We start from the raw sequence: 25,791 nt of genomic DNA on the forward strand, positions 1-25,791 counted from the left end.
TGTATGTGGCAGATAAGTTGAAAGAAAAGCCGTATTGATACGGATGTTAAAGGTGTATTGGTTGCCTTGGGAAATTAAGACAAAATATTAAGAGGAATTTTTTATGAATGAACGTCTTGAAGATATCGCACTTGCTTTGGTAAGTACGGGGAGAGGGATTTTGGCAGCAGATGAAAGTACTGCGACCATTGGAAAGCGCTTTGCAACTATTGGTGTTGAATCCAATGAGGACAATCGCCGCGCTTATCGTGAAATGCTTTTTAGTGCAAAAGAAGCGATGGAAAGTGCCATTTCTGGTGTCATTTTATTTGATGAAACTATTCGTCAAAAAGCGTCGACTGGCAAAATGTTGACCGATCTTATTCGTGATTTTGGTGCTGTACCAGGGATTAAAGTGGATACCGGTGCAAAGCCATTGGCGGCTTTTCCTCAAGAAACCATTACCGAAGGATTGGATGGACTTCGTGAGCGTTTGAAAGATTATTATGCTTTGGGCGCGCGCTTTGCGAAATGGCGTGCTGTCATTGCCATTGATGCGCATACTCTTCCAACAAGAGGCGCCATAAACCAAAATGCACAAGCTCTTGCCCGCTATGCCGCTTTGTGTCAGGAGGCAGGAATTGTGCCTATTGTGGAACCAGAAGTGCTGATGGATGGTCCTTCACGCCAGCATTCAATTGCACGCTGCTTTGAGGTGACACAAGTTGTTTTAAACACCGTTTTTAAAGAACTATTTGAAGCCCGTGTTCTTTTGGAGGGGATGATTTTAAAGCCCAATATGGTGATTGATGGAAAAGATGCACGGAATGCTTCGGTTGATGAAGTGGCTGAAAAGACTGTACAAGTTCTTAAACAAACTGTGCCTGCTGCGGTCCCTGGAATTGCTTTTCTTTCTGGAGGACAGTCTGATGAAGAAGCAACCGCTCATTTATCTGCTATGAATGCTTTGGGAACAGCGTTGCCTTGGAAACTCACTTTTTCTTATGGACGGGCACTGCAAGCAGCAGCCTTGAAGGCATGGGGTGGACGCCATGAAAATATTGCCATTGCGCAAAAGGCTTTTTGTCATCGGGCACGTATGAATCATCTCGCTGCTCTGGGACAATGGACAAAAGAGCAAGAAAAGTCTTGTGCTTAAAAGGCAAAAGTCTCCTATTTATAGATGTTTTTTCTACCGTTTTTAGGGGAGGGTTGTCTTCCCCTTTTTCTTTGTATCAATACGGTTTAGATAAGTGTCATCCGTCTTTATTTCTTACAATTTATAAAGAGTTCTGTCTGACAATGACACGCATGTTTTCATAAAAACACTCCCTATGCTGATTTTATGCCCCCTATATTTGAAAGGACGCTCTCTCTCTCCAATTGACCACCATCGGCTACGACTGAACCGTCTAGGAAGCCATTTGGTTTCTCAAAGGAAGGCACACTCCATTTGAAGTTTTTGTGATCAGATTTGCAATCCTACCTCTGAATATTCACTATATTCTTTCATAAAAACATTCCCTTTCGTTTTGAAAGCACGCTTTTTTGTTGATCATTTGCTTCAGACAACACGATCCCTAAAGAACCACCATTTTTGGCATCATATGAGAAATGAAGCCATTTTTATTCATATAATACATTGGTTTATAATGATAATAGAGCATTATTGATATTAAATGAGACCCTCGAATACCGTAAGATTCTCTCATTTCAAATCTGTTTATCTTGAAACAATCAAAACCACTCGCTTGCACATCACAAGTGGGGCTGGCGTGTGAATAAAAACTGTATAAGAAATGATTTAAAATGGCTCTTATGAACTTATCTTAGCAAGATCTGTTGCAACACCCACGCGCTAGCAAATAGCATGATGATGCCGATTTGTTACTGCACAAGCGTAAAGATGGGGGTGCTCAATGGTTTGTTATACCATTCAAAAGCCGTCCATGAAAAAACACTGTTTTTATTGCCAACTTTCTGAAATGCCTTTACACTTTAGTTTAAAACAACTTTAGACTTTTAAAGATATTTTAGCCACATACACAACAATCAAGAGAAGTGAAAAACCCTGAAATTCAAACATAAAAAACCCACAGCGCAGCTATCTTAAAAATTCCGGGGGATTTTGTTATGTCCAGGTGCTTCTCAGCACTAAAAGCAAAAAGCTGACTTGGATTCAGTATTTGTTACTCCCGGAATACCAATGCGAGGGCGCTCGCAACCGGTGGGAGGGGAAATGCAGAGTAGAAATCCGCAGAACGGCAGTCTAGTTGATAAATTCATTGGCAAAAAAATCCATTTTAGACGAAACATGCTCAAAATGTCTCAAAAAACCTTAGGGCAATCTCTAGGGGTAAGCTTTCAACAAATTCAAAAATATGAAAAAGGTTTAAACCGTGTAAGTAAGTGCGAGGCAATTAAAAGAAATTGCCGATATCTTCAAAGTTCCTATTTCCTTTTTTTATGCGGATATTTTAACAAAATAACAGCCTCCCTATTATCATGATGAACTCGCCTCCAACAGAGAAGAATACCTGTTTCTCAAAAAATTTCGCGTTCTCACTTCCGTGAAACAAAGGGCCATTTTACAACTACTTTCCGACCCAAATGAATGCTTTTAAAAACAGGGGGATTCTGCATTCTCGACCTTTCTTGCCACATCTTAAAAGACGTGAAGCCTTTGCATACCTTCAAGGGATAACCTATCCTAAAACTGGCTGCATACTCTCCTCAAATCGGTTGAAAAAACAATCTGGTTTGGAAATAATTGAGCATTTTACAGAAAAGATTCTCTTGATCTCCTATTGAAAATTCCTTTCAAAAGATTCAGGCAATCCCACTCCTGAATAGGCACCACACTCTCTCATAAAAACACCATATACGTTAAGTACATGCCTTGCTTCCCACATTTCAAATGATGCAAATTCTTCCCTCCATCTGCACCCTAAACTGGTCGGGAAACATGTTGCACGCTATCACAGGTAACACATCCGAGAAACGCGGCAGTCAATCTGTTTTTCCAAAACCTAAACCGGCTAACAACAAGGGTGTTTCTTTGCGCGGCTATGCATCTCGTGCGACGCGAGATGCTTTCTTTATCAAGAGCCTCTTTCTTTATTGACTAATTTAATTAATAGAGCATGACATCCAGCGTTGGCCACTATACTCTTTCGGGTCAAGATCTTTACAAATACTTCTTATGCCCAAAGACAGAAGAAGTGAACGATACCTCTTTTGAATTTTAAAACTGTCCTGTCTATATGAAAAGAGGTTGATTCTCTCAGGAACAATAATGTTTTCAAGAATTGCTTCAATTTCTCTCCCTCTCTCTCCATTTCTATTAAACCCCTTTTTTTCCATAATTTTCGCTATTATAGCATCTTTTTTAGTCCCCCAACCATTTCCTACTGGCAGTGCACTAACCGTTACCGGAGATAATACTGAAGAAAAGACAGCAAACAAAGCTGCAGCGAAAACAACACGTTTCATGAGATAAACTCTCCTTTAAATTAAATTGACACATGATCTTTGTGATGAAGTTATGAAATAAAACAGTAAAAGTTATGACAATAACACATTTAGATCACAGTCTAAGTGCACATTTTGATTTTAACTGTCAACAAATAAATTATAATTTTTTATCATTCAGATTCAGCTATTCGATGAATATGTTAACATTTACCATGGTTAAGGAATTTTTGATGAAAAAAAGAATGTCTAAGAGTTACATGACCGATATTGAATGTGAAGAATTACGAGCAGACGGTTTAAGTATCCCTATAAGCCTGCATTTTCATCACAATTTGGGCGCTTTGTCTGAAGGACAAGACAAACCGTTGTGGTTTACATATAAAAGACGCCTAACGGCGTCTTTTAAAGGTTTTTTTGATCTTAAGAATTAAGACTTTTTAACCTTCTTAATAAACGTAGATCCGATGTCATGATTTTGGAGAGCGGACATAAGAATTTGAGAAACACAGCGCCTTCTCATTCAAAAACCATCTATGAAAAAACACTGTTTTTATTGCCAACTTTCTGAAATGCCTTTACACTTTAGTTTAAAACAACTTTAGACTTTTAAAGATGTTTTAGCTGCATACGTAACTCTCAAGAGGGAAAACAAGCCCTAAACCCTAGCATAAAAATAGATTCGCTTTGTGGGGATCCTAAAAATTCCGGGAGATTTTGCTATGTCCAGGTGCTTCTCAGCACTAAAAGCAAAAAGCTGACTCGGATTCAGTATTTGTTACTCCCGGAATACCAATGCGAGGGCGCTCGCAACCGGTGGGAGGAGAAATGCAGAGTAGAAATCCGCAGAACGGCAGTCTAGTTGATAAATTCATTGGCAAAAAAATCCATTTTAGACGAAACATGCTCAAAATGTCTCAAAAAATTTTAGGGCAATCTCTAGGGGTAAGCTTCCAACAAATTCAAAAATATGAAAAAGGTTTAAACCGTGTAAGTGCGAGGCAATTAAAAGAAATTGCCGATATCTTCAAGGTTCCTATTTCCTTTTTTTATGCGGATATTTTAACAAAACAACAGCCTCCCTATCATCATGATGAAATTTATCGAGCAGAGAGGAATATCTGCTTCTTAAAAAACTTCGCGTTCTCATGACAGTAAAACAAAGAGCCATAATGACTTTCCGACCCAAATGAACGCTTTTAAAAACATGGAGTGCTCTATTCACGATTTCCCTCGCCACATATTAAAGGATGCAAATCCTTTCCATACCTTCAAGGGCTGACCTATCCCCAAACCGGTTGCACACTCTCTTCAAATCGGTTGGAAAAACAGTTCGATTTGGAAAAAATTGAGCACCTTACAGGGAAAGCCTCTCTTAACATCCCATTTGAAGTTCTTGTTATCAGTTTTGCAACCTATCTTTGAATAGGAACCTCTCTCTTTCATAGGCATACCTTTTCATTTTGAAAGCCCCTTTATTCATTCATAATTCGCTTAAACTAACAATATCCCATACCACAAGAATCACTGCTTTTGGCATCATATGAGAAACATAGCACCTTCTCATTCAAAAGCCATCCGTGAAGAAACATTGCTTTTATTGCCACATTTTAAAAGATATGAAGCCTTTCCATACCGTCAAGGGATAACTTATCCCCAAACTAGCCGCACACTCTCCTCAAATCGGTTGGAAATACAGTTCGGTTTGGAAATAATTGAGTATCTTACAGGGAAAACCTCTTTTAACACCCTATTTGAAGTTCTTGTTATCAGATTCTGGAAATTCCACCTCTGAATATCTCCTATGCTCTAAAACATCACATATGTTGAGTTAATGTTTCCCTTGCCAAATACTCAACAGTCTAAACAAGTATCATCAATCTTTATTTTCTTACAGTCTGTAGAGAGATCTGCCTCGAAATAGGGAATTTCATTCGCAGTTTTCAAACTGTTTTTGGAAAATGTACCATTTTTTAGAAATCGTTAGGGGGCGCGTTTCCCTTCATATAAAGTGATGTCTTTATCTTTTAAAATCATTTTTTAGCGGCAATTTTTTAGAGTTTTAAAACTGTGGTTTGTGTTATTGCTCAAATTGAAAGATCTTGTTTGCTATTTTATAGTTTGTTCTTTTAAATAGGATTATGCTCTTCATATAGTACAGATACCATTATGCAGTCGGATAATACCATTGTGTTGTGCGTTCATGTGTTGGTTGTAAAGGGCTATCTCAAATTCATTTCATGGTTTTGCTTCTGTAATCAGTTATTGCGTTTATCATCTTACTAATACAAGATATACCAATACTCTTATTTTAATAAGGCTTTGATGTATAATTATAATCTAGTTCTATTCATATTGAATGAAAGTCCCGCATATCGTAAGATTCTTCCATTGCCAATGTGTTTATGTTGAATCAGTCAAAACTATTTGCTTGCACGTCACAAGTGGGATGGGCATGTGGGTCAAATTTATATAAGGAAGGACTAAAAATAGCTCTTATGAACCTCTCTTAGCAGGAACTGTTGCAACGCCCACGAGTTGGCAAATTAGTATTACCACCTTGCTTCTTCACAAACGTGAAGATGGAGGGTGCAATGAATTTATCGTTATATCTTTCACGGACATTGTTGCGAAATGGGTTTGGATGCTCTTTGAGAGATGTTTTAGCCTGTGAATGTGCCGCTGGGTGGCATTCTGTTTTGCATATGGGGCGTGCCCCTCTTAAAAGAAAGAAACAAAAGTGTAAGGCAATGGTCACCTCCATTATTGAAAAGACATTGTTCCACTTTTGAAAGCCATAAAGCCAAACGAAAAAACGACAGCAAAACCAGTGACTGGCGCCTGCTTTTACAGCTTTATATTTATTTATACTCTGCCCAAACCTGTCTTCTCATTTCAGAAATGACATCACCAGAAAATACCCAATAAGCTTTCTCTCACCTCACATAGAAGAGCAGCAACAGCAAACAGAGCTCTCATTCGCTTCAATTTTGCTCTCAAATATACTGTTTAAGGTTGGGCAAACACACAATTGCCATTAAGATGACGTATTAATTAACAAGCAACCACAAAAACACGCGCTCTCTTATTTGTTCGCCTGCGGTGTTGCGAATATTTTTTACATTTGGCCAGTTTATAAAAGGTATCGTTTGATTTCTATTCTACACGCCAATTTTGTTTACGTTTGTTTACGACGAGCAAGTCGACACTTTTATTTGTTTTCGCATAAACGAGCATGAACCGAGAAAGTCTCACAATATTGAGAGCTTATATTGCAATATGCCAAGTATGATGATCAATCAAGGTGTTATGAAAGTGGTCATTTTCAGAAGTGTGAGAGAATGCTTTCCTTTTTATATAAAATGAGCATCTCATTTGTCGTTTTACAAGTTATTGTTTACACTTTTTGTCAGTGGCAGTTTTTCAGAATGGAAAACAACACCACACACCCGTTAAAAGCAGTTTATATGCTTTTAACGTATCATCGTTTTAATTTTATCACATGCTTTATCGATAAAAGCAGAATCTTATATGCCAAGATTACCAAAACGGTTTTTGAATTTGGAAACACGGCCACCACGGTCTACCAGTGTTTGAGACCCACCTGTCCACGCTGGATGCGTTGTTGGATCAATATCCAAATTAAGAACATCACCTTCTTTTCCCCATGTGGAGCGCGTGGTATATTGCGTACCGTCCGTCATAACAACGGTAATTTTGTGATAGTTAGGGTGAATATTCGCTTTCATACGGCAAACCTTTTATGTTTATAGAATGAAATGGCACTTTTTTAAGTGCGCTTCCTTTACCTTTTTGATAAACTGATTAAGTTATTATTTCTATAACTGAGCACGCAGCAAAAAACAAGTATTCAATATACATGACTGTATCATCTGTTATGTATATCCTAAACTAACAGGCCAAATCTGATGCATTTTTTTAATCATTCAAATAAATCTACACAGTCTTCTATAAGAAAATCTTCATTTTTTACGTTGGCGACTTTTGTTCCCTATCTTGTTCGCTATCGTTGGTTATTTATTTTGGCGTTTATCGCTTTGTCCGTTGCTGCTCTTGTGACCTTGGCTTTGCCGATTGCTATTCGTCAAATGTTTGATCATGGTTTTTCCACTTCAAGCCACGGCCATATTAATTTTTATTTCTTTATTTTGTTTATCCTCGCTTTGCTTCTCGCACTTGCTTCCGCTTGCCGTTATTATTGTGTGATCACTTTAGGAGAACGAATTGTTGCTGATTTGCGCCGTGATGTTTTTGTTCATATTCTAAAACTTTCTCCTGCTTTTTTTGATGAGTCTCATTCTGGTGAAATTGTTTCACGGCTCTTAACAGATACAACGCAAATAAAATTAGCCGTTGGTTCAACCGCCTCTACTGCTTTGCGTCATCTGATTGTGGTGGTGGGTGCCATTGTGATGATGGTTGTTACAAACGCTAAATTATCTGCGCTTGTTTTGCTGGCTATCCCCTTTGTGGCTATTCCATTGGTTGTTTTTGGGCGTAAAGTTCGGGTGCGAACAAGGGTTGCGCAAGACCGTTTGGCAGATGCCAATGCTTTGGCAACAGAACAAATAAGTGCTATTCGTACAGTACAAGCCTTTACCGCTGAAGCGCTCGTTTCTAAACGTTTTTCACAATTTGTAGAACGTGCTTTTCAAACGGCACGTGCCTCTGTCACTCTTCGTTCCTTTTTTACAGGTTTTGCAATTTTTCTGGTTTTTGGCAGTGTTGTGGCTGTTTTATGGATTGGGTCTCGTGATGTTTTAAATGGGACCATGACCGGAGGGACATTAGGACAGTTTGTTCTCTACGCCGTTTTTGGCGCTTCAACCTTTGCACAATTATCAGAGCTGGGGGCAGAATTAATACAAGCTGCAGGCGCGGCTGAACGGCTTGCTGAACTGTTGAAAGAAAAATCAACTATTTTAGTTCCCCAAAGTCCTGCATCATTAGTAAAACCTGTTAAAGGGGCTATCGTGTTTGATAAGGTTGACTTTACTTATCCTTCCAGACCAAACGAAAAGATTTTGCGCTCTCTTTCTTTTTCTGTCCAAGCAGGTGAAACAGTTGCTTTTGTTGGTGCTTCTGGGGCTGGAAAAAGCACCATTTTTTCTTTAATCCTGCGTTTTTATGATCCGATAAGTGGTCATATTCAATTGGATGGCACGCAGATTGATCAGCTTGCTTTGCAAGATTTACGCGGTGCAATTTCTTATGTGCCACAAGATGTCGCCATTTTTGATGGCTCATTACGTGAAAACATTATTTTTGGTACAGAAAATGTTCGTGAAGAGGAAATCATGGCGGCTGCTAAAGCAGCCAATGCTCTTGAGTTTATTGAAGCTTTGCCCAATGGTTTTGATACAGAAGTGGGAGAACGTGGTACCATGCTTTCTGGAGGACAAAAACAACGCGTTGGTATTGCACGGGCGATTTTAAGAAATGCTCCTTTGCTCCTGCTTGATGAAGCAACATCAGCCTTGGATGCAAGCAGTGAAAAACTTGTACAAGAAGCCTTAGAAGGATTAATGCAAAATCGAACAACATTGGTCATTGCCCACCGTTTGGCAACGGTTTTAAAAGCTGATCGCATCTTGGTGATGGATAAAGGGGCGCTTGTGGAAGAAGGAACACATGTACAGCTTATCGAAAAAGATGGTGTTTATGCACGCTTGGCAAAATTGCAATTTTCTCCACAATACAATAAGCCATCATCATAAAGAGATAAGCTTTTTGATCAATTTCGCATTTTTATGAAACGTGTCTCAGTTTGCAAAATCATTGAAGTATAGAATGTATGAAATGTACTTCATAAGTGGTGCATATTTACTTTATCGCAACGCTTGGCAGAAATTACGCTCTTATGCGTGATTTAACGGCCTTTTTTAAAGGCACTTCATGAATGAAAAAGAAAGAACACCTTTATAGGCTTACTTAATATCAATATTGAATCATGTGTAGCAACTGTAGCAAAAAGCGAGACAATGATAGTGAAAAATGAGGGAAGAACATGGCTCTTTGGTGAGATTCTCAAAGAGTTTGCAAAGTCTTCTTGCCAATACCAAAATAAAATTGATTTCGTTAGGTGTAGAATATTTGCTTATTCAAAATAAATTACATCCGAAACGGGCATACAGCCTCATTGGGAGAGAATATAAAGCTGTAAAGAGAGGTTCCCCATCACCAGCTTTGCAACCATCTTTGAATTCAGCTTTTCGATTTTTAAAACGGTCTCAAGCGATATCTTTTCAAGAATGAAGATTACGCATTGCTTCATGTTTTTTCACATTCTTGACTGGGGAGTCATGCCCCATACGCAAAATAGAACGCTACAGGGGTGCACATTCACAGGCGTGTTTTAAAGAAACCTAAAGTCCCCAAGCCTATTTTACGGGGGCACCCATGAATGGTATAACAATAAAGCCATTGAACAGCATTGTCTTTACGTTTGTGAAAAAGCGCTGGGCACTATCATTCTATTTGTTAACTCGTAGAAATTGCGACACAGCTCTTGCATCAAAACAGAGAGGTATTTTGAATCCGTTCTTGTATAATTTTTGCTTATACGCCAACTCACGCTTGTGACATGCACAAAAATGATGTTTATTGATTCAATATGAAAGGGTTTGGAATGAGAAAATCTTTACGATATTCGGGATTCTCATTCACTATGCAGAACGTTCAATTATCTTAGTCAATCAATTTGTTTTTGCTCCATGGGATGGTTGCACACAAGCATATGCACCACCTTGGCTTTATAATCGTTTTTTATGAAAGGATGAAAGGGGTAAGAATGTTTTCTTTTTCGACGTTCTTAAGATTTAAATGCCTTTTTTGAGGGTTCTTTCTAATTTCATGCGAATATGCTCATTGCCTGCAATGATATTTTTTGTACCAAATATATCGTTGCTCCCTTCTTTATCGGTTACAAAACCACCGGCTTCACGAACCATGAGAATGCCTGCAGCCATATCCCAGATTTGCAGATTATCTTCCCAAAATCCGTCTGTTCTGCCTGCAGCCACATAAGCTAACTCAAGAGCAGCGGCTCCAAAACGGCGAAGCCCAGCGGCTTCCATCATCACATTGCGCAATTCAATAAGATATGTTCCGTGATCTGGACGACCAAGATGGGGCATTCCCGTTGCAATAACACAATCTTCTAATCTTTTTCGTGCAGAAACGCGGCAGCGTCGGTCATTAAAAAAAGTCCCCCCACCACGCTCAGCAGTAAAGAGCTCATCACTCACTGGGTTATAAATGACACCCGCAGCGATTTTCCCTTGGCTTTCTAAAGCTATGGAAACAGCAAAAAAAGGAATGCCATGAAGAAAATTTGTGGTGCCATCAAGGGGATCAACAATAAAACGATGTTGTGAATCTTCTCCAATAATTTCTTCAGACTCTTCCATAAGAAAGCCAAATTTGGGACGTGCTTTGCTTAATTCATTGAAAATAATCTTTTCCGCTTTACGATCTGCTTGGCTGACATAATCGGCTGGTCCTTTTAAAGATACTTGCAAATTTTGTACTTCACCGTAATCACGCACCAGTGAACGCCCAGCTTTCATTGCGGCTTGGACCATGACATTCATGATTGCAGAATGTGCCATTTTTGATTCCTTAGACTTTAAAAACTAAATTTTACTTGTGTTTCTCTTCATTCATTAAAATGATTTTCACTGCTTTATGATCCGTTCAACTTTCATAATGATTTGCTTTTTCAAGAATCCTTGCAAATTTTGTACTTCGCTGTCGTGCGACCAATAAAACATATAGTTTTTATGTGGTCTGTACCATAACATTTATGATTCAGGCTGGGCACGTGTGCGCAGTGGGCATGATGGAACGGGGTGGATCATTGTCTATGGCTTTATTTATCCTTTTCATTATCACGGCGCAAATAAATCAATTCATTGGTGTCGACAATGACATGTTCACCGGCATTAATAAAAGGTGGGACAAGAATGCGAATACCGTTTTCCAGAATGGCAGGTTTATAAGAGGAGGTAACTGTTTGTCCTTTGATGGCAGGATCAGCCTCAGCAATTGTTACGCTTACCTGATCGGGAAGTGATATGCCTATTGGCTTTTCTTGATAAAGTTCAACTGTGACAGTCATGCCATCTTGTAGAAAAGCAGCCCGTTCACCAACAAAATCCTTTTGGAGTTCAAGTTGTTCATAGGATTGTGAATCCATAAAAATTAAAGCATCACCTTGTTGATAAAGAAATGTAAAATCCTTTTGCTCGAGGCGTACTCTTTCAACAGTTTCAGCAGCACGAAAGCGTTCATTCAATTTTGTACCATCAATTAAATTTTTCATTTCAACTTGGTTAAATGCACCGCCTTTTCCTGGTTTTACTGCATTGCATTTCACTGCGACCCATAGGCTACCTTGATGTTCGATTACATTACCAGGGCGAATTTCGTTGCCATTAATTTTCATCGCTTTTATCCAACTCTACTCTTGCAAAAAGAGCTCTCTTTTCGTTCTTTATGACATTATCTGCTATCATGTTGACGCGAGCTCTTTGTGTTATTTTTGTGTTAAGTTTCCTCTTTCGTTTGAGGAAGATCTCTTGTGATCTTTATTGGTGGTCTTTTGTATTGTTCTCTGTTGTGGGTTTTGTCATGGTTTTCGCAGAGAATGCAACCAGAAAGATCCCCTTTAAATAAAGAATTTTATTTATTCTTTGCAAGACCATAAAAACAGCGAAGACGCAAGTCTTTAAAAAAATTACACAAAGGTTTTTACAGAGACTTTTGGTTTTTTACAGGGATTTTTTCGAGGATTATTGTATCGGAATTTCTATTAAAACTTATACCTTGAATTTATTCTTTTAAAGATACCATGAAGCCTTTCTCAAAAAGTATGGAGGAGCTTGATTGATTCTTTACGTGCTTTTTCCAGTTGTATATCATCCATACCTGAAAGCATCATTTCTAGATCAGGCGCTTGTAGTTTTTCTTTCTTTACAAGCATATACCATGCCGCTGCCATGATGATATCGCCTTTTGTGCCTATCCCATCTCGATAAAGCCTTGCAAGAGAAATCTGTGCTGGTGTAACCATGTTCGCGGCGTTGCTTAAAAGCAAATGAAATGCACGTTGGAAATCAGTTTCGCCTCCACGACCTTGAACTAGCCACTGTGCTAACAACAGTTGCGCCATGGTGTGGTTGTTTTGAGCTGCCACCTCCATCAGTTTGCGCGCGTTATGATCATCCTTTGGTTGTTTTAATGTTCCTAAGGAAAGAATTTTTGCTGCAGAAAAAGCAGCTTCAGCATCACCAAGGGCTGCACCTTTTAAAAACCATTTTAGCGCTTTTTCTATGGCTTCATTTTCACGACTTGAGGAAGAAACTCCAGCAAGAATTTGTTTGTCATGGGCAGCTTTATAAAGAAACAATTGCCCGTAATAAAAATAGGATTCCTTGACTCCAGCTTCTACAGCTTTTCGGATAAACTCTTCACCAAGCTTTTGATCTTGTGTGACAAAGTTTCCGTCAAATAACATAAGTCCATAGCGCAATTGCGCTTGTGGCTCCCCTTGTTGAGCTGCACGTTTAAACCATAAAGCGGCACGGGCGCCATCAGCTGGAACAGCGCATCCTTCTGTATAAAGACGCCCCAACAGCGTTTGTGCAAAAGGGTCATTTTTTTCAGCACGTCTTAGGGCTTCACGAAAAGCCTTTAAATAATAGCCTTGGATGTAATAATCATAGGCTTGGTCATATTCTCCAGCTTGTAAGGGTTTGAATGTTTCTTCTGTATTTGAACTTTTTTGAACTGTATTAAAAGAGCTTTCAAAATCGGAGGATTTTTCAGGAATTTCAGCAAAACTCGTCATCACACTGCCAAGCCAAGCGGCTGCCATGATAAACAGTCTTATGCTTTTTGTGATCATAAATCTTTCCTCCTCATAATGATTGAAGATTTTCACATTTTGTTTTCATCATTTCAAGCAGGAAAGAATTATCATGAGAAAAAATACTTTCCACAATGGCAATCACTTCACATGCCGTTTTTAATCTTTTTTTACCACTTTATCACAATTGTAGAATTGTTTTCTGTTTGAACAAGTGGCGGCATTATTTCTGTTTACTGCTGTTCTCATTCAATAAGGCGGAAAAAGCTAAAATGGTAGCCCTTTACACAAAAATAACCGATCGAAAACGCTTTGCAATAGAAGCAGTCAAAAAGCTACAAAAAAGTTAAAACGATAGGCGGTGGCTGAAAAACAAACCAAAAGCACTGGAAAAATGATGAACGAAATGAAAACGGCGTTTGAGGTGAATGAGAAACAAAAGGAGAAATAGGTAGTTATGCCTGTTGCATTGCGTGCCATAAATGATAATTTGTTTGCATATCCAACCAAAATTTTTCTTTACTAAAACCAGCTCATTCTCATTGAACAGCAAGTTCGGTACTCATAGAAGCATGTCTCACCCGTTATAGAGAAGCTCTTGCCACATGGAGATGATTAGCGAACTATTATATGTTACCCTCATTTCTTCTCAGAAAGCGACTTTTAGAACTTCACTTGGATGTGTGGGAGCATCCTTTGTTTTCATTCCTTGCATCAATGGCAATCTTGATAATTCACAAGTTTCATATCTGTTCCTATAAAGTAACACGCCAATTTTTATTTACCCATAGAAAACGGTATCCTGTGAGTTTAACTTTTAAAAAGATGTCTTTTAAAGGCTGCGTGTTAAAGAACCAAGGGTGTTCAATATTTCAGGAGTGGTAGCACTTGTTCAAGCGATTCAAATAGCGTGTCATTTTTTTACGTGATCTCATAGCCTTTGTAGAACCCGTTGTATAAAATAATTTTAAACCCTTATGTTTTAAGGTATAATTGCCATGAGCCCACCTTATTCTATATTGTATGGTTCATAAAAAGAAAGGTTAAGCATCATACTGGAAAAACTAGTTCCGTATTTAGATAAAATGATTAAACATGCGCTATAAAAAGGTTCAGGATAATAAGTGAAAAGAACCAATAAAGTTTTCTCACCTTTATATAACTTATTGATTTTATCGCAATAGGGCGATCCACACATCTCATAGAAGTGTGGAGTATTTTTCATTGTCGTTACAGTTCTTTACAGTCACTCTTATATCATCATGAAGACAGAAAGGATTGATCCATTCTGTCCAAAAATAAGAGCTTAAGGTGCAAATCCTTTTGCCTTTTGCAAGAATTCTTAAGTCTTGACCTCTGAGAATATAGAGAATGTCCACATTGCAGCGTTATTTAGGATGAGTGCTTATACCAGCATATGGCTCTCCGTCTACATAATACTGAATCAAAGATACTATAACGTTGCTATTTAATTGTATTCTATAACTCAAAACCATACCTATGTTTTTCTGCTTTTGGGGTTGATCTGTATAAATCACATTATACCCATTCTGCCGCAACTGATTGATAAACAAAGAGGTAAAGTTATCTGCTGTATTATTTTTCTTGATAATAAGTGTGGTTGTCGCTGCTGGTAAATGGCTTTTGATATCGCTAATAAAATTATCAGCAACGGTTTTTGCCTGTTTTTTCGTGAGATTTTGATCAACAAAATTTGATGAATAACTCCCTAGTGATGCGCAACCAGCTGCCAATACAAGTGGTGGTAAAAACAAATATTTTGACATCTTAATTCCCCCTTTTCATTTTTACTTTTTCTTAGAAATTCCCTGCATAAGAAAGACAAGCAGTTTTTCTATAATTGTACTAGCATATATTGTTATTGGATCAAATATTTATTCACCAATTTTTATGTGTTGTTAAAAAACTGCCATCCTCTTTTATCGTCCTTAAAACTTATACTTAACATAGACAATAAAATGATGTGTTCGGCGCGCATTCAGATTGCTTAAATAAATTTTTTAAATGTTGTTTTTGAGGAATGTCCTTAAAAATGCACAATACACACTGATGCATAGAGCCTGTGAGATGAGAGCCTCTGAGGTGAGAGGCTGCGAGATGGTGGTCTGTGAGGTGAGAGGTTGTGAGGCACGAGGCTATAAAGTGGGAGGTTTTGAGGTGAGAAGTTGTGAAGTCGGCATGATGTTAAAGGTTTTCATTTGGGTCGGAGAGTAATTGTAAAATAGCTCTTTGTTTCACGGAAGTGAGAACACGAAATTTTTCGAGAAGCAGGTATTCTTCTCTGTTGGAGGCGAGTTCATCATGATAATAGGGAGGCTGTTGTTTTGTTAAAATATCCGCATAAAAAAAAGGAAATAGGAACTTTGAAGATATCGGCAATTTCTTTTAATTGCCTCGCACTTACACGGTTTAAACCTTTTTCATATTTTTGAATTTGTTGGAAGCTTACCCCTAGAGATTGCCCTAAGGTTTTTTGAGACATTTTGAGCATGTTTCGTCTAAAACGGATTTTTTTGCTAATGAATTTGTCAACCAAGTCAACCAAATTGTCGTTCTGAGGATTTCTACTCTGCATTTCCCCTCCCACCGGTTGCGAGCGCCCTCGCATTGGTATTCCGGGAGTCTGAAAGTACTGAATCCGAGTCAGCTTTTTGCTTTTAGTGCTGAGAAGCACCTGGACATAGCAAAATCTCCCGGAATTCCGGGATACCCACAAAGCGAATCTATTTTTATGCTAGGGTTTAGGGCTTGTTTTCCCATTGGTCGCTGCGTATACGACCAAAAATACCTTTTAAGGTATAAAGTAATTTTAGAAGATTGGCAATAAAAACAGTGCTTCTTCATGGATGGCTTTTGAATGAGAAAGCGCTCATGTTTCTCACATGATGCCAAAAGCGGTGGTTCTTTTGCGTATGGGATATTGTTGGTTTAAGCAAATTATGGGTGAATAAAGGGCGCTTTCAAAACGAAGGGGGATGAATTTCGCTTAAAACGAATTTTTTTGCCAATGAATTTGTCAACCAGACTGTCGTTCTGCGGATTTTTACTCTGTCTTTTCCCCAACGGTTGTGAGCATTCTCGCATGGGGTTTCCGGGAGTCTGAAAGTACTGAACCCTCGTCAGCATTTTGCTTTTAGTGCTAAAAGCGTCTGGACATAACAAAATCTCCCGGAATTTTTAGATACCCACAAAGTGGATCTATTTTTACGCTAGGGTTTAGGGTTTGTTTTCCCTCTTGAGAGTTACGTATGCAGCTAAAACATCTTTTAAAGTCTAAAGTCGTTTTAAGTTAAAGTGTAAGGTCATTTTAGAAGGTTGGCAATAAAAACAGTGTTTCTTCATGGATGACTTTTGAATGAGAAGGCACTCATGTTTTTCACATGATGCCAAAAGCGGTGGTTCTTTTGTACATGGGATACTGTTGGTTTAAGCGAATTATGAGTGAATAAAGGGGGCTTTCAAAACGAAAGGGGGCAAGTGGTTCAAATGTCACTTGATGCAAGAGCAAGTTTTTTGGGGTCTATAGTAAAACCAGCTTTGCTTAATCGTTGGGAAAGCTTTAGCATTATGTCTATTATCTGTTCTTTAAAAGGAAGGAAGTGAACTCCATTAATATCTGAAGGAATTTCAACGCCTTCTTTTATTAGAATAGCAATATTATTAAGAGGAAACACGGCAGCTAACATGCCCATTTCAAGAATAACATTTTGTCGTGCACGAGGTTGTGCTGCTGTTGCATCGCCGGATTGAGCATAGCCCATATCATCGGGAGTGAGGAGTACAATACCAAATTTTATAGAACGGGTTGGTTTACAGATTTCTTTTTCTAAAGCTTCAATGAGGGTAAAACCATTACCGCTTGTATTTTTTTAAACGTATGACTTCAACCCAAATTTGTAAAGAATAAGTTCAAGTTGCTCTAGGGCTGTATGATCACGACCATGAACGATAAAAATTTTTGGAGGAGAATCTTTGAGACATTAGAAGCAGTCTTTGGGGAAGAAGATGTTGATGTTTTTTCTATATATGGCGTTAAATCTTCTATGAGTTTTTCTTTTGTTTGTGATTTGCCTTGAATGCTGAGTGTTCTTTTTTTTCATACCAATTAATGGTACCTTCATCAGAGGTTTTGATCTGATATGCCTGATCACAGGATGCGTGTTGCATAGGTCCAGATTTTATGATTTCATATCCAGCTTGGTTAATGATGTCTTTAAGGTCTTCAAATGTTCCTCTGTATTTCATTTTGATGCCCCGCCCGTGTTTCTATCATAAATTGTTGGTATTTATTACCAATATAAACAATGATGAATGTCCCTAATGATTTTTTATAAGATATTGAAATAGAAAGTTTCATGATTTGTCCTTTTTACATCATGTAAAAAGCGGGTTCTAGCTTTTTTTATCTCTTTCTCTGTCATGATATGCTCCTATATGGATATTGTGGAGAGGATAATGTGGGGAGAAGGGGGATAGTATGGGAGGAAACAGAGTGGAGGGAGCATGCAGGGAGAATAGTGAGAGAGGAAAATGTGAGGGGGTAAATGTAGAGAAGATCGTGTGTGTGTGGGACCGTGTATGGGGATCGTCTGGAAAGGATAGTGGGGGAGGAATAGTGTGTGGCGAAATGTTGGGGGGAGAGTGTTGAAGAGGTAATGTGGGGGATAATTTGGGTGCGAGGGGTTAAGCTTGGTGTTGTTTCTGCATCACAAAGGCGCATTTTCACATTTTTCTTTTATTCTTTTAAGAAGGAGCAGGGGATTCTCGTTCTCAAAAATCATTTCTTCAAGGGCGATAAATTCACATGCGGTTTTTATCACCTCATCAAAGGTTTCAAAATCGCTTCCTGCTTGAATAATGGCAGGGATTTCCATAACCTCTGCCCACCAGCGGGCTAACTGAAGATTGCGTGGGTGCGCATGTGGTTTGTTATCAGCGCCTAATTTGCCAAAAAACAGATAGTCAACATTTGCTTCTCCAGCAATCATCGCACTATGGCGATCACGCAAATTGCCAAAACCAATGATTTTTTGTGTCTTTTTTTGATTTTGCAGGCTTTCAAGAGCGTTAAGGTCATTTTCTATATGGAAGCCATCTGCTTTGAGGCGTCCGGCAATGCGGCTGTCACCAGAAATTAGCAGAGCGGCATCATTGCCTTGAATATCTTCTGCATAAGTTTGTGTTTGTTTTTGTAAAAACAACGCATCTTCTTGAGCGCCTTGTGAGTCATAGGTGATAACGCAGGAAAAAGATTTCGTTTGCAAGATTTGGCGCAAAAAGCTGGGCGGGATAAGACGTCGAACGTCTAATGTTAAAATGAGTTGAGGAAAATTATAGTTATCAATCGGTTTATTCTTTTGGTCTGTCATACAAAATCCTTAGCTCTTTCAATATAAGCTTAAAATTAAAACTTCATCTTATCAATATTCTTTGCTAATATAAGTGGTTACTTTCGCAATTCGTGGGGAAGATTTATGGGATATGAGGGCGTTTTGAACCATAATACGCATCCTTCTCATCGTGATACACGCATTGATGTCTTTCGTTCTTTAGCCTTATTGACCATTTTCATCAACCATATTCCCGGAACTTTATATGAACATTTCACACATAGAAATTTTGGTTTTTCTGATTCAGCAGAGGTTTTTGTTTTGCTTTCTGGGGTTTCTTTGGGTTTAAGTTTTCATGCGCGGTTGTATAAACAGTCTTTTCTTTCCATTATAGGCAGGCTTTGGAAAAGAGCCTTTAAGCTTTATGGGGCATATCTTTTTACGACTTTTGCAACTTTAAGCCTTTTTGGAATTGCTTTTTTATTATGGCGGGTGGAAAAACTGTTATTGATGAACAATGTAGGGTTGTTTTTTACCCAGCCTGTTACTGCATTTTTGAGCATTTTAAGCTTGGGGCATCAATTGGGCTATAATAATATTTTGCCACTTTATATTGTTCTCATGTTTTTCGCCCCCTTTGCCCTTTATTTGGCGTGTAAACAAAAAATATTGCTGCTTTTGGCTTCATTCCTTCTCTATCTCATTTGCGGATTTTATAAAATTGCTCCTCCTTCTTATCCTCTACAAGGAAAGTGGTTCTTAAATCCTTTGTCGTGGCAATTGTTATTTGTCATTGGCTTGGTCACCACTTTAGCCCTTAAACAAGGACAAAAAATCGCCTTTCAACCGGTTTTGGTGTTTTTGGCAGCCCTCTATTTGCTGCTTTCTTTGTTATGGGTGCGCTTAAATTGGTGGGGAGTTTTGGGGTGGCTTGGGTGGTCTTCCCCCTTGTGGAACTTTAATAAAACTTTTTTAAGTTTGCCGCGTTTGCTGCATATTATGGCGTTGTCATCCCTCATTCTTTGCTTGCCTACTTTGCATAACAGATTTCGGTTCTCTGAGAAAAACCCCTTAACCATTTTAGGAAAACACAGTTTGCCCGTTTTTGTAACGGGGACTGTTTTTGCCATGTTTGGACAAATTTTAAAAACAGTGATGACGGGAACGTTTTTTTCCGATACTCTATTGATTATAAGTGGTATTATGGTGCAGTTCGTGGTCGCTTACTATTATGAAAGACGCCGATCCTTGCAGAAGTCCTTTCTAAGGAAATCTGTCGTTTTATGACCCTATAGGAGGGCATGTTAACCTTATATTAAGAAGCGCGTTGCGTAAAAATTTTAAAAGAGGTACTCAACAAAAAGCATTTTACAGAGCCTAAAAAAGAAACTTTTTCATTCTCATTTCGTTGAGGAACACAGATTTCTGTGTTGATATTTGGAGTATAAAAGCGTGAGTGCACATAAACGTCCCTATGATGAACCCATTGTTATGATTGAGCATAGTGCTTTTGAAAATGCTTTCAATCGTCTCTACGAAGAAACAATGTCCTTAATTGAAGAGACGGCAACTTATATTGATACGCAAGGAAAATTAGCAGCACGTTCTCTTTCAACGGAAGTTTCTGCAATTTATGCCAAAGAAGCTATGTATTTAAGTACACGGCTTATGCAAGTCGCCTCGCAGCTCCTTCTGCTTCGTGCAGAGCGAGAAGGGGAAATGCTCCCTGAGCAAATACAAAAAGAAATTGCAAAGGTATCGCTTCACACACCAACATTAGAGCTAGAAAGTGACCATTGGCAAGAGCTACCAGAAGTTTTTCGGCATTTTGTTGCTCGTTCACTCCGCCTTGAAGCGCGTATGCAATATATGCGCAATATGCACATTGCTAAAGAAGGTGAAGTTGCTCAACCCCTAGAAGAAGAAAATCCTGTCGGGAAACAAATCGAATTGCTTAAAACCGCATTTGGGCGTTTTTAAAAAACGCTTCTAAAAAACTTCACAGTGTATTTTTTAGTTTTCTGTGCGTCTGCTTCCTTAAAATCTATTTTGATTTATCTTTTTCCTTTATTCTGTTTTATTATTTCCTATTCTTTGAGTGTTTTTCCTGCTTAGCCTTTATTCAAGCGGGGAAAAAATATATAGACTTATAACTTATGGCAGAGACGATTCGTATTATAGGCATTGATCCCGGACTACGGCGTACAGGATGGGGCGTTATCGATCTCTCTGGAAGCCGCCTGCAATTTGTTGCGGCAGGCACGATTACTTCTGATGTGCAGTGTGACCTTGCCTCCAGATTATCTCAGCTTCATAAAGGACTTTCAGAGATTGTGCATCAATTCATGCCGCATGAAGCTGCAGTGGAACATGTGTTTGTCAATAAAGATGCGACGGCTACTTTAAAACTTGGTCAGGCGCGTGCTATCGCCCTTCTTGTTCCAGCACAAGGGCATCTTCCAGTTTTTGAATATGCGCCCAATAAAGTGAAAAAATCGGTTATTGGTGTTGGTCATGGTGCTAAGGAACAAATTCATATGATGGTGAAAGTGTTGCTCCCACGTGCCGAATTTGATAGCAGTGATGCCGCTGATGCATTGGCTCTTGCCATTTGCCATAGTATGCATCGTAAGAGTTTGAATGCTTATCATTCAAGGATGAGAGCATGATGGGAAAATTACATGCTCTCCTTGAACATATTTTGGGTGATGATGTTTTTGCATATGCTTATCATACAGTGAAAAAATCGGTTATTGGTGTTCATGGTGTTCAGGAACAAATTCATATGATGGTGAAAGTGTTGCTCCCACGTGTTAAATTTTACAGCCGTGATGCCGCTGATGCATTGGCTCTTGCCATTTGCCATAGTATGCATCGTAAGAACTTGAACGCTTATCATTCAAGGATGAGAGCATGATTGGAAAATTAAAAGGTATCCTTGAGCATATTTTTGATGATCATATCCTCGTGGATGTTCAAGGTGTGGGCTATGTCGTTTTTGTGTCCAGTCGGATGCATCATTCCTTACCTGCTCTTGGTGAGAATATAAATCTTTTTATTGAAACCCATGTGCGTGAAGATGCTATTCGTCTTTTTGGTTTTGCGACAAGAGCTGAACAAGAGTGGTTTTGCTTGCTTCAAAATGTTCCAGGTGTGGGTGCAAAAGTTGCTTTGGCCATTTTGGGCACTTTAGCGCCAAATGAACTTTCACAAGCCATTGCATTAAACGATGTGGCCATGATGAGCCGCGCGCCAGGGGTTGGTAAAAAAGTCAGTGAAAGGATTGTTCGTGAGTTGAAAAGTAAAGCGCTGCCCTTTCATGAAAATGCAGCTCAAAATGCTCCGACCCCTCATTTGGAAATGACACATCAACCAACAAATGATGCCCTTTCCGCTTTGATCAAGCTCGGTTTTGAACGTGATAAAGCGGCGCATGCTCTTGCTTTAGCGGTCAATGCTTTGGAAGGGGAAAATCTTTCTTCTGCGTTGCTTATTCGTCATAGTCTCAAATTACTTTCTCCTCCCAATTCGTAAAAGGTAACAATGCATAAAGATGAAGATCAACGCTTGCTTGGTAGTGTTTCCCTCCCCAATGATCCAGATCGGTCTTTAAGACCACAAGTTCTCGATGACTTTATTGGGCAAGAAGCAGCGCGGGAAAATTTGAAAATATTTATCGAAGCCGCAAAAGCACGCCAAGAGGCACTCGATCATGTGTTGTTTGTTGGTCCCCCCGGTTTGGGAAAGACAACGCTTTCACAGATTATGGCGAAAGAATTAGGGGTAAATTTTCGTTCTACCTCTGGACCTGTCATTGCTAAAGCAGGGGATTTGGCTGCTCTTTTAACCAATCTAGAAGAGCGCGATGTTTTGTTTATTGATGAAATTCACCGTCTTAGTCCAGCTATTGAAGAAATTCTTTATCCAGCTATGGAAGATTATCAGCTTGACCTTATCATTGGGGAAGGACCGGCTGCGCGTTCGGTTAAAATTGATCTTGCTAAATTTACTTTGGTGGCAGCAACCACGCGTTTAGGGCTTTTAACCACACCATTACGTGATCGTTTTGGTATTCCTATTCGGCTCAATTTTTATACCATAGAGGAATTAGAATATATTGTGCAGCGGAATGCGCGGCTTTTTTCGGTGCAGATCAGTGATGATGGTGCCCATGAAATTGCACGTCGAGCCCGTGGAACTCCACGAATTGCCGGACGGCTTTTACGCCGAGTGTGTGATTTTGCATTGGTTCAACGTGCTCAAAAAATTGATCGTAAAGTAGCTGATGAAGCGCTTTCACGCCTTGAAGTTGATCATTTGGGGCTTGATCCGCTTGATCATCGTTATTTACTGTTGATTGCCGATACTTTTCTAGGAGGACCGGTGGGAATCGAAACAATTGCTGCTGCTCTTTCCGAACCGCGTGATGCTATTGAAGATATTGTTGAACCCTATCTTCTCCAACAAGGATTTATTCAGCGTACAGCGCGGGGAAGAATTTTGACAGAAAAAGCGTGGAGCCATTTAGGGCTTTCTCCTCCGGTTTCTTCACCACAAGGACGGGCTAAATTGCTCGAGGCAGGGGATCATTCACCACAGCAAACAAATTTGTGGGATGAGGAAGATGACTAAGGCATCTTCTTTTAAGCTTTTCTTATGACATTTTTCTGGTGGGGTGGAGGCAATTGCTGCTGTTCTTTCAAACCCTCGTGATGTTATCAAAGATATTGTTGAACCTTATCTTCTTTACCAAGGATTTATTCAGTGTATGGCGTCGGGAATAATTTTGACAGAAAAAGCTTGGGGCCACTGAGGGCTTTCTCCTCTGGTTTCTTCACCACAAGGATGGGCTAAATTTCTCGAGGTAGGGGAGCATTTACGACAAAGATTTCTTCACAAACGTATCATTAATCGCTTAATCTACAAAGGAGTGTATCACAGCAAACAAATTTATGGGGTGGGGAAGGTGACTAAGGCATCTTCTTTAAAGCTTTTCTTATGACATTTTTCTGGTGGGGTGGAGGCAATTGTTGCTGCTCTTTCAAACCCTCGTGATGTTATCAAAGATATTGTTGAACCCTATCTTCTTTACCAAGGATTTATTTAGCGTACGGCTTGAGGGCAGGATTCTGACAGAAAAAGCGTGGAGCCATTAAGAATTTTGTATTCCGGCTTTCACGACTTGAACACAAAAATACGTTAGCCTGTTTGATACACTTGATCATTTATGACACAAAACAATTTTATGGAAGAAAGTATATGTCTGAAAAGCCCCTGTTTAAAAACAATTCCCCTTTTAAAAATAATTCTATGTCTGATTTTCATGACCTGCAGGTGCGTGTTTATGTTGCTGATACAGATTTTTCCGGTGTGGTTTACCATGCGCGCTATTTAGAGTTTCTCGAACGCGGACGTTCAGAGTTTTTGCGGAATACCGGATTTAATAACAAGATGTTAGCATCAGATGATAAGGGTGAAAAACTGTTTTTTGTTGTTTGTCATATGGACATCAATTTTTCACGACCAGCGCAAATTGATCATCTTTTGACCGTGAGAACAAGAATGAATCGCATTCAGGGCGCCTGTTTTTTTATGGAGCAGTCTATTATGCGTGAGGATACAACATTGATCACAGCAAAAGTTAAAATTGCTGTTATTAATGAAACGGGAAAACCACGTCGCTTGCCCAAAGAACTTTTTTCAAAAATTCTCGTTTAAAACTGTACTTTCTTAAGAAAGTGATATTGTATGGGCTTCTTTGATGGAAGAGCAGGATAAATTATTTTCTTAAATTTAGAAACTATAAAACAATCTGCTTTATCAAATTTTAACAAATGAATCTTTCATTGAGAGGGACAAAAATTATGCCGCATGTAGAACTAACAAATCCAGAAACGATGGGAGTGTTGCATTTGTTTATGCAAGCCAGTTGGGTCGTTAAAGCTGTGATGATTGGGTTGCTGCTGGCTTCTGTGTGGAGTTGGGCAATTATTTTTGATAAAATACTGACCTATCGGAGAATACGGCGTGAGATAAAAAAATTTGAACGCATTTTTTGGTCAGGAAGAGCGCTGGAAGATCTTTTTGCAGAATGTAAAAGTCAGCGCACCAATAGTATATCTGCTGTGTTTATGGCTGCTATGGTGGAGTGGAAAAAATCCCTTGAAAAAGGAATTCATACATCAGTCAGTTTACAAAGTAGAATTGATAAGGCTATGGATCTTACATTAGGGCGTGAAAGTGAAAAAATAGAATCAAAATTAGGTTTTCTCGCAACCCTTGGTTCGGCTGGACCTTTTATTGGTCTTTTTGGTACAGTTGTTGGGATTATGGGGTCATTCCTTTCGATTTCAGCGTCTCAAAATACTTCCCTTGCTATTGTTGCACCAGGGATTGCTGAGGCACTTTTAGCAACCGCTATTGGTTTGTTTGCCGCAATTCCTGCAGTGATTGCCTATAACAAACTGACCCATGAAAGTGCCAAGATCATTGCACAAATAGAAAACTTTGCTGATGAGTTTTCAACCATTGTGTCACGGCGCATTGATGAAACACTTACAGCGAATTCATCGGTATAAGGGGATTGGTTATGGGCGTTTCTGTTGCTTCTTCTCGAAAAAATACCCGTAGGCGGCGTCATTCACAAAGGCAGTTGATGAGCGAAATCAATGTTACGCCGTTTGTTGATGTTATGTTGGTGTTGTTAATTATTTTTATGGTTTCTGCACCACTTTTGGTTAATGGGGTTCCTCTTGATTTGCCGCATAGTCAAGCTGGACCAGTAAAAACACACCATACCCCACTGACCGTTTCCGTTGATGCGGAAGGGCGTTTGGCAATTAATCAAGATTATTATGATACAGCTGAAGCGTTGATTGCACAACTCAAAGCAAAATTGGAAGCTGATCCTGAACAAAAACAACAACGTATTTTTGTGCGCGCTGCAAAAACTGTTGAATATCAACAGGTGCTAAAACTGCTTGCTGATATTCAAAAAGCCGGTTTTTCACAAGTTGCTTTAGCAAGTTTGGCACAATAAGTGTATGGTAAACTGTTGTGTATTGTGAACAAAATAACGCAGAGCGATAAAAAAGCACAAGG

The 25,791-nt window shown here is 39.1% G+C and carries 21 protein-coding genes and 6 pseudogenes; 17 read left to right on the forward strand and 10 right to left on the reverse strand.

Features of this window, described 5'->3' with window-relative positions; translation table 11 throughout:
* Positions 1-103 precede the first annotated feature (103 nt).
* Entirely contained in the window at positions 104-1,138 is a 1,035-nt protein-coding gene (locus ABID23_RS01540) for a class I fructose-bisphosphate aldolase (RefSeq protein ID WP_354188617.1), read from the forward strand.
* 1,080 nt (positions 1,139-2,218) lie between these two features.
* Positions 2,219-2,603, forward strand: a pseudogene (locus ABID23_RS01545) (helix-turn-helix domain-containing protein).
* A 505-nt stretch (positions 2,604-3,108) separates the two neighbouring features.
* On the opposite strand, the gene ABID23_RS01550 reads toward ABID23_RS01545, so the two are convergent.
* On the reverse strand, positions 3,109-3,471 hold the full coding sequence (locus tag ABID23_RS01550; protein ID WP_354188619.1) for a hypothetical protein: 363 nt from the start codon (positions 3,469-3,471) through the stop codon (positions 3,109-3,111).
* A gap of 212 nt (positions 3,472-3,683) precedes the next feature.
* Between ABID23_RS01550 and ABID23_RS01555 the strand changes: the two genes are divergently transcribed.
* From ABID23_RS01555 to ABID23_RS01565, 3 genes and pseudogenes are all read left to right on the forward strand, one after another.
* Positions 3,684-3,884 (forward strand): hypothetical protein, encoded by a 201-nt coding sequence (locus ABID23_RS01555; RefSeq protein WP_354188620.1) that lies wholly within the window; start codon positions 3,684-3,686, stop codon positions 3,882-3,884.
* Positions 3,885-4,245: 361 nt separating this feature from the next.
* Positions 4,246-4,643: pseudogene (locus ABID23_RS01560) on the forward strand (helix-turn-helix domain-containing protein).
* 1,401 nt (positions 4,644-6,044) lie between these two features.
* The gene (locus ABID23_RS01565) at positions 6,045-6,242 is read left to right on the forward strand and encodes a hypothetical protein (RefSeq protein ID WP_354188621.1); all 198 of its coding nucleotides are present in this window, start codon (positions 6,045-6,047) and stop codon (positions 6,240-6,242) included.
* Between the two features lie 735 nt (positions 6,243-6,977).
* Here the strand turns inward: ABID23_RS01565 and rpmE are convergent.
* Positions 6,978-7,199, reverse strand: coding sequence for a 50S ribosomal protein L31 (gene rpmE / locus ABID23_RS01570; RefSeq protein WP_354188623.1), 222 nt, complete (start codon positions 7,197-7,199; stop codon positions 6,978-6,980).
* A gap of 180 nt (positions 7,200-7,379) precedes the next feature.
* On the opposite strand from rpmE, the gene ABID23_RS01575 reads away from it, so the two are divergent.
* Positions 7,380-9,188 carry an ABC transporter transmembrane domain-containing protein gene (locus ABID23_RS01575; RefSeq protein WP_354188625.1) on the forward strand — a complete coding sequence of 603 codons (1,809 nt, stop codon included), beginning with the start codon at positions 7,380-7,382 and terminating at the stop codon, positions 9,186-9,188.
* 1,101 nt (positions 9,189-10,289) lie between these two features.
* On the opposite strand, the gene ABID23_RS01580 is transcribed toward ABID23_RS01575, so the two are convergent.
* From ABID23_RS01580 to ABID23_RS01615, 8 genes and pseudogenes are all read right to left on the reverse strand, one after another.
* A complete protein-coding gene (locus ABID23_RS01580) occupies positions 10,290-11,081 on the reverse strand; it encodes an inositol monophosphatase family protein (RefSeq protein WP_354188627.1) in 792 nt (263 codons plus the stop codon).
* Positions 11,082-11,341: 260 nt separating this feature from the next.
* Complete coding sequence (gene efp, locus ABID23_RS01585; RefSeq protein WP_354188629.1) at positions 11,342-11,917, reverse strand: elongation factor P; 576 nt, start codon at positions 11,915-11,917, stop codon at positions 11,342-11,344.
* Between the two features lie 417 nt (positions 11,918-12,334).
* A complete protein-coding gene (locus ABID23_RS01590; RefSeq protein ID WP_435521239.1) occupies positions 12,335-13,348 on the reverse strand; it encodes a tetratricopeptide repeat protein in 1,014 nt (337 codons plus the stop codon).
* A gap of 1,379 nt (positions 13,349-14,727) precedes the next feature.
* Positions 14,728-15,126, reverse strand: coding sequence for a hypothetical protein (locus ABID23_RS01595; RefSeq protein ID WP_354188633.1), 399 nt, complete (start codon positions 15,124-15,126; stop codon positions 14,728-14,730).
* A 418-nt stretch (positions 15,127-15,544) separates the two neighbouring features.
* Positions 15,545-15,968: pseudogene (locus ABID23_RS01600) on the reverse strand (helix-turn-helix domain-containing protein).
* Positions 15,969-16,842: 874 nt separating this feature from the next.
* Positions 16,843-17,199 carry a TIR domain-containing protein gene (locus ABID23_RS01605; RefSeq protein WP_354188703.1) on the reverse strand — a complete coding sequence of 119 codons (357 nt, stop codon included), beginning with the start codon at positions 17,197-17,199 and terminating at the stop codon, positions 16,843-16,845.
* Positions 17,200-17,401: 202 nt separating this feature from the next.
* Positions 17,402-17,605, reverse strand: a complete 204-nt coding sequence (locus ABID23_RS01610; protein ID WP_354188635.1) for a hypothetical protein — start codon at positions 17,603-17,605, stop codon at positions 17,402-17,404.
* Between the two features lie 461 nt (positions 17,606-18,066).
* Complete coding sequence (locus ABID23_RS01615) at positions 18,067-18,729, reverse strand: thiamine phosphate synthase (protein ID WP_354188637.1); 663 nt, start codon at positions 18,727-18,729, stop codon at positions 18,067-18,069.
* A gap of 105 nt (positions 18,730-18,834) precedes the next feature.
* Here ABID23_RS01615 and ABID23_RS01620 point away from each other — a divergent pair, with 105 nt between their 5' ends.
* The 11 genes and pseudogenes from ABID23_RS01620 (at position 18,835) to tolR (ending at position 25,729) form a co-directional block, all read left to right on the forward strand.
* Positions 18,835-19,977 carry an OpgC family protein gene (locus tag ABID23_RS01620; RefSeq protein WP_354188639.1) on the forward strand — a complete coding sequence of 381 codons (1,143 nt, stop codon included), beginning with the start codon at positions 18,835-18,837 and terminating at the stop codon, positions 19,975-19,977.
* Between the two features lie 165 nt (positions 19,978-20,142).
* The gene (locus ABID23_RS01625) at positions 20,143-20,670 is read left to right on the forward strand and encodes a DUF1465 family protein (protein WP_354188641.1); all 528 of its coding nucleotides are present in this window, start codon (positions 20,143-20,145) and stop codon (positions 20,668-20,670) included.
* A 176-nt stretch (positions 20,671-20,846) separates the two neighbouring features.
* Positions 20,847-21,359: a crossover junction endodeoxyribonuclease RuvC gene (ruvC, locus tag ABID23_RS01630; RefSeq protein WP_354188643.1), complete on the forward strand. Its 513-nt coding sequence runs from the start codon at positions 20,847-20,849 to the stop codon at positions 21,357-21,359.
* 44 nt (positions 21,360-21,403) lie between these two features.
* Positions 21,404-21,607 (forward strand): annotated as a pseudogene (locus ABID23_RS01635) (crossover junction endodeoxyribonuclease RuvC); the annotation flags it as partial.
* Entirely contained in the window at positions 21,604-22,224 is a 621-nt protein-coding gene (ruvA, locus tag ABID23_RS01640; protein WP_354188645.1) for a Holliday junction branch migration protein RuvA, read from the forward strand. The pseudogene ABID23_RS01635 and the gene ruvA, both read left to right, overlap by 4 nt.
* A gap of 9 nt (positions 22,225-22,233) precedes the next feature.
* On the forward strand, positions 22,234-23,322 hold the full coding sequence (ruvB, locus tag ABID23_RS01645; protein ID WP_354188647.1) for a Holliday junction branch migration DNA helicase RuvB: 1,089 nt from the start codon (positions 22,234-22,236) through the stop codon (positions 23,320-23,322).
* 40 nt (positions 23,323-23,362) lie between these two features.
* Positions 23,363-23,500, forward strand: a pseudogene (locus ABID23_RS01650) (Holliday junction DNA helicase RuvB C-terminal domain-containing protein); the annotation flags it as partial.
* A gap of 204 nt (positions 23,501-23,704) precedes the next feature.
* A pseudogene (locus tag ABID23_RS08145) lies at positions 23,705-23,843 on the forward strand (Holliday junction DNA helicase RuvB C-terminal domain-containing protein); the annotation flags it as partial.
* Between the two features lie 106 nt (positions 23,844-23,949).
* Positions 23,950-24,408 (forward strand): tol-pal system-associated acyl-CoA thioesterase, encoded by a 459-nt coding sequence (gene ybgC / locus ABID23_RS01660; RefSeq protein ID WP_354188649.1) that lies wholly within the window; start codon positions 23,950-23,952, stop codon positions 24,406-24,408.
* Positions 24,409-24,554: 146 nt separating this feature from the next.
* A complete protein-coding gene (gene tolQ, locus ABID23_RS01665; RefSeq protein WP_354188651.1) occupies positions 24,555-25,268 on the forward strand; it encodes a protein TolQ in 714 nt (237 codons plus the stop codon).
* A gap of 11 nt (positions 25,269-25,279) precedes the next feature.
* Positions 25,280-25,729 carry a protein TolR gene (gene tolR / locus ABID23_RS01670; protein ID WP_354188653.1) on the forward strand — a complete coding sequence of 150 codons (450 nt, stop codon included), beginning with the start codon at positions 25,280-25,282 and terminating at the stop codon, positions 25,727-25,729.
* The last annotated feature ends 62 nt before the right edge of the window (positions 25,730-25,791 follow it).

Source organism: Bartonella silvatica, from assembly GCF_040545155.1.
GTDB lineage: Bacteria > Pseudomonadota > Alphaproteobacteria > Rhizobiales > Rhizobiaceae > Bartonella > Bartonella silvatica.

What these genes read in the sequence shown, in the direction of transcription:
- efp (WP_354188629.1), bottom strand. Translation starts at nt 11,917, where the DNA reads ATGAAAATTAATGGCAACGAAATTCGCCCTGGTAATGTAATCGAACAT.
- ABID23_RS01550 (WP_354188619.1), bottom strand. Translation starts at nt 3,471, where the DNA reads ATGAAACGTGTTGTTTTCGCTGCAGCTTTGTTTGCTGTCTTTTCTTCA.
- ABID23_RS01610 (WP_354188635.1), bottom strand. Translation starts at nt 17,605, where the DNA reads ATGAAATACAGAGGAACATTTGAAGACCTTAAAGACATCATTAACCAA.
- tolQ (WP_354188651.1), top strand. Translation starts at nt 24,555, where the DNA reads ATGCCGCATGTAGAACTAACAAATCCAGAAACGATGGGAGTGTTGCAT.
- ABID23_RS01565 (WP_354188621.1), top strand. Translation starts at nt 6,045, where the DNA reads ATGAATTTATCGTTATATCTTTCACGGACATTGTTGCGAAATGGGTTT.
- ABID23_RS01540 (WP_354188617.1), top strand. Translation starts at nt 104, where the DNA reads ATGAATGAACGTCTTGAAGATATCGCACTTGCTTTGGTAAGTACGGGG.
- ruvC (WP_354188643.1), top strand. Translation starts at nt 20,847, where the DNA reads ATGGCAGAGACGATTCGTATTATAGGCATTGATCCCGGACTACGGCGT.
- ABID23_RS01575 (WP_354188625.1), top strand. Translation starts at nt 7,380, where the DNA reads ATGCATTTTTTTAATCATTCAAATAAATCTACACAGTCTTCTATAAGA.
- ABID23_RS01595 (WP_354188633.1), bottom strand. Translation starts at nt 15,126, where the DNA reads ATGTCAAAATATTTGTTTTTACCACCACTTGTATTGGCAGCTGGTTGC.
- ABID23_RS01615 (WP_354188637.1), bottom strand. Translation starts at nt 18,729, where the DNA reads ATGACAGACCAAAAGAATAAACCGATTGATAACTATAATTTTCCTCAA.
- rpmE (WP_354188623.1), bottom strand. Translation starts at nt 7,199, where the DNA reads ATGAAAGCGAATATTCACCCTAACTATCACAAAATTACCGTTGTTATG.
- ABID23_RS01590 (WP_435521239.1), bottom strand. Translation starts at nt 13,348, where the DNA reads ATGGCAGCCGCTTGGCTTGGCAGTGTGATGACGAGTTTTGCTGAAATT.
- tolR (WP_354188653.1), top strand. Translation starts at nt 25,280, where the DNA reads ATGGGCGTTTCTGTTGCTTCTTCTCGAAAAAATACCCGTAGGCGGCGT.
- ABID23_RS01555 (WP_354188620.1), top strand. Translation starts at nt 3,684, where the DNA reads ATGAAAAAAAGAATGTCTAAGAGTTACATGACCGATATTGAATGTGAA.
- ruvA (WP_354188645.1), top strand. Translation starts at nt 21,604, where the DNA reads ATGATTGGAAAATTAAAAGGTATCCTTGAGCATATTTTTGATGATCAT.
- ABID23_RS01580 (WP_354188627.1), bottom strand. Translation starts at nt 11,081, where the DNA reads ATGGCACATTCTGCAATCATGAATGTCATGGTCCAAGCCGCAATGAAA.
- ybgC (WP_354188649.1), top strand. Translation starts at nt 23,950, where the DNA reads ATGTCTGAAAAGCCCCTGTTTAAAAACAATTCCCCTTTTAAAAATAAT.
- ABID23_RS01620 (WP_354188639.1), top strand. Translation starts at nt 18,835, where the DNA reads ATGGGATATGAGGGCGTTTTGAACCATAATACGCATCCTTCTCATCGT.
- ruvB (WP_354188647.1), top strand. Translation starts at nt 22,234, where the DNA reads ATGCATAAAGATGAAGATCAACGCTTGCTTGGTAGTGTTTCCCTCCCC.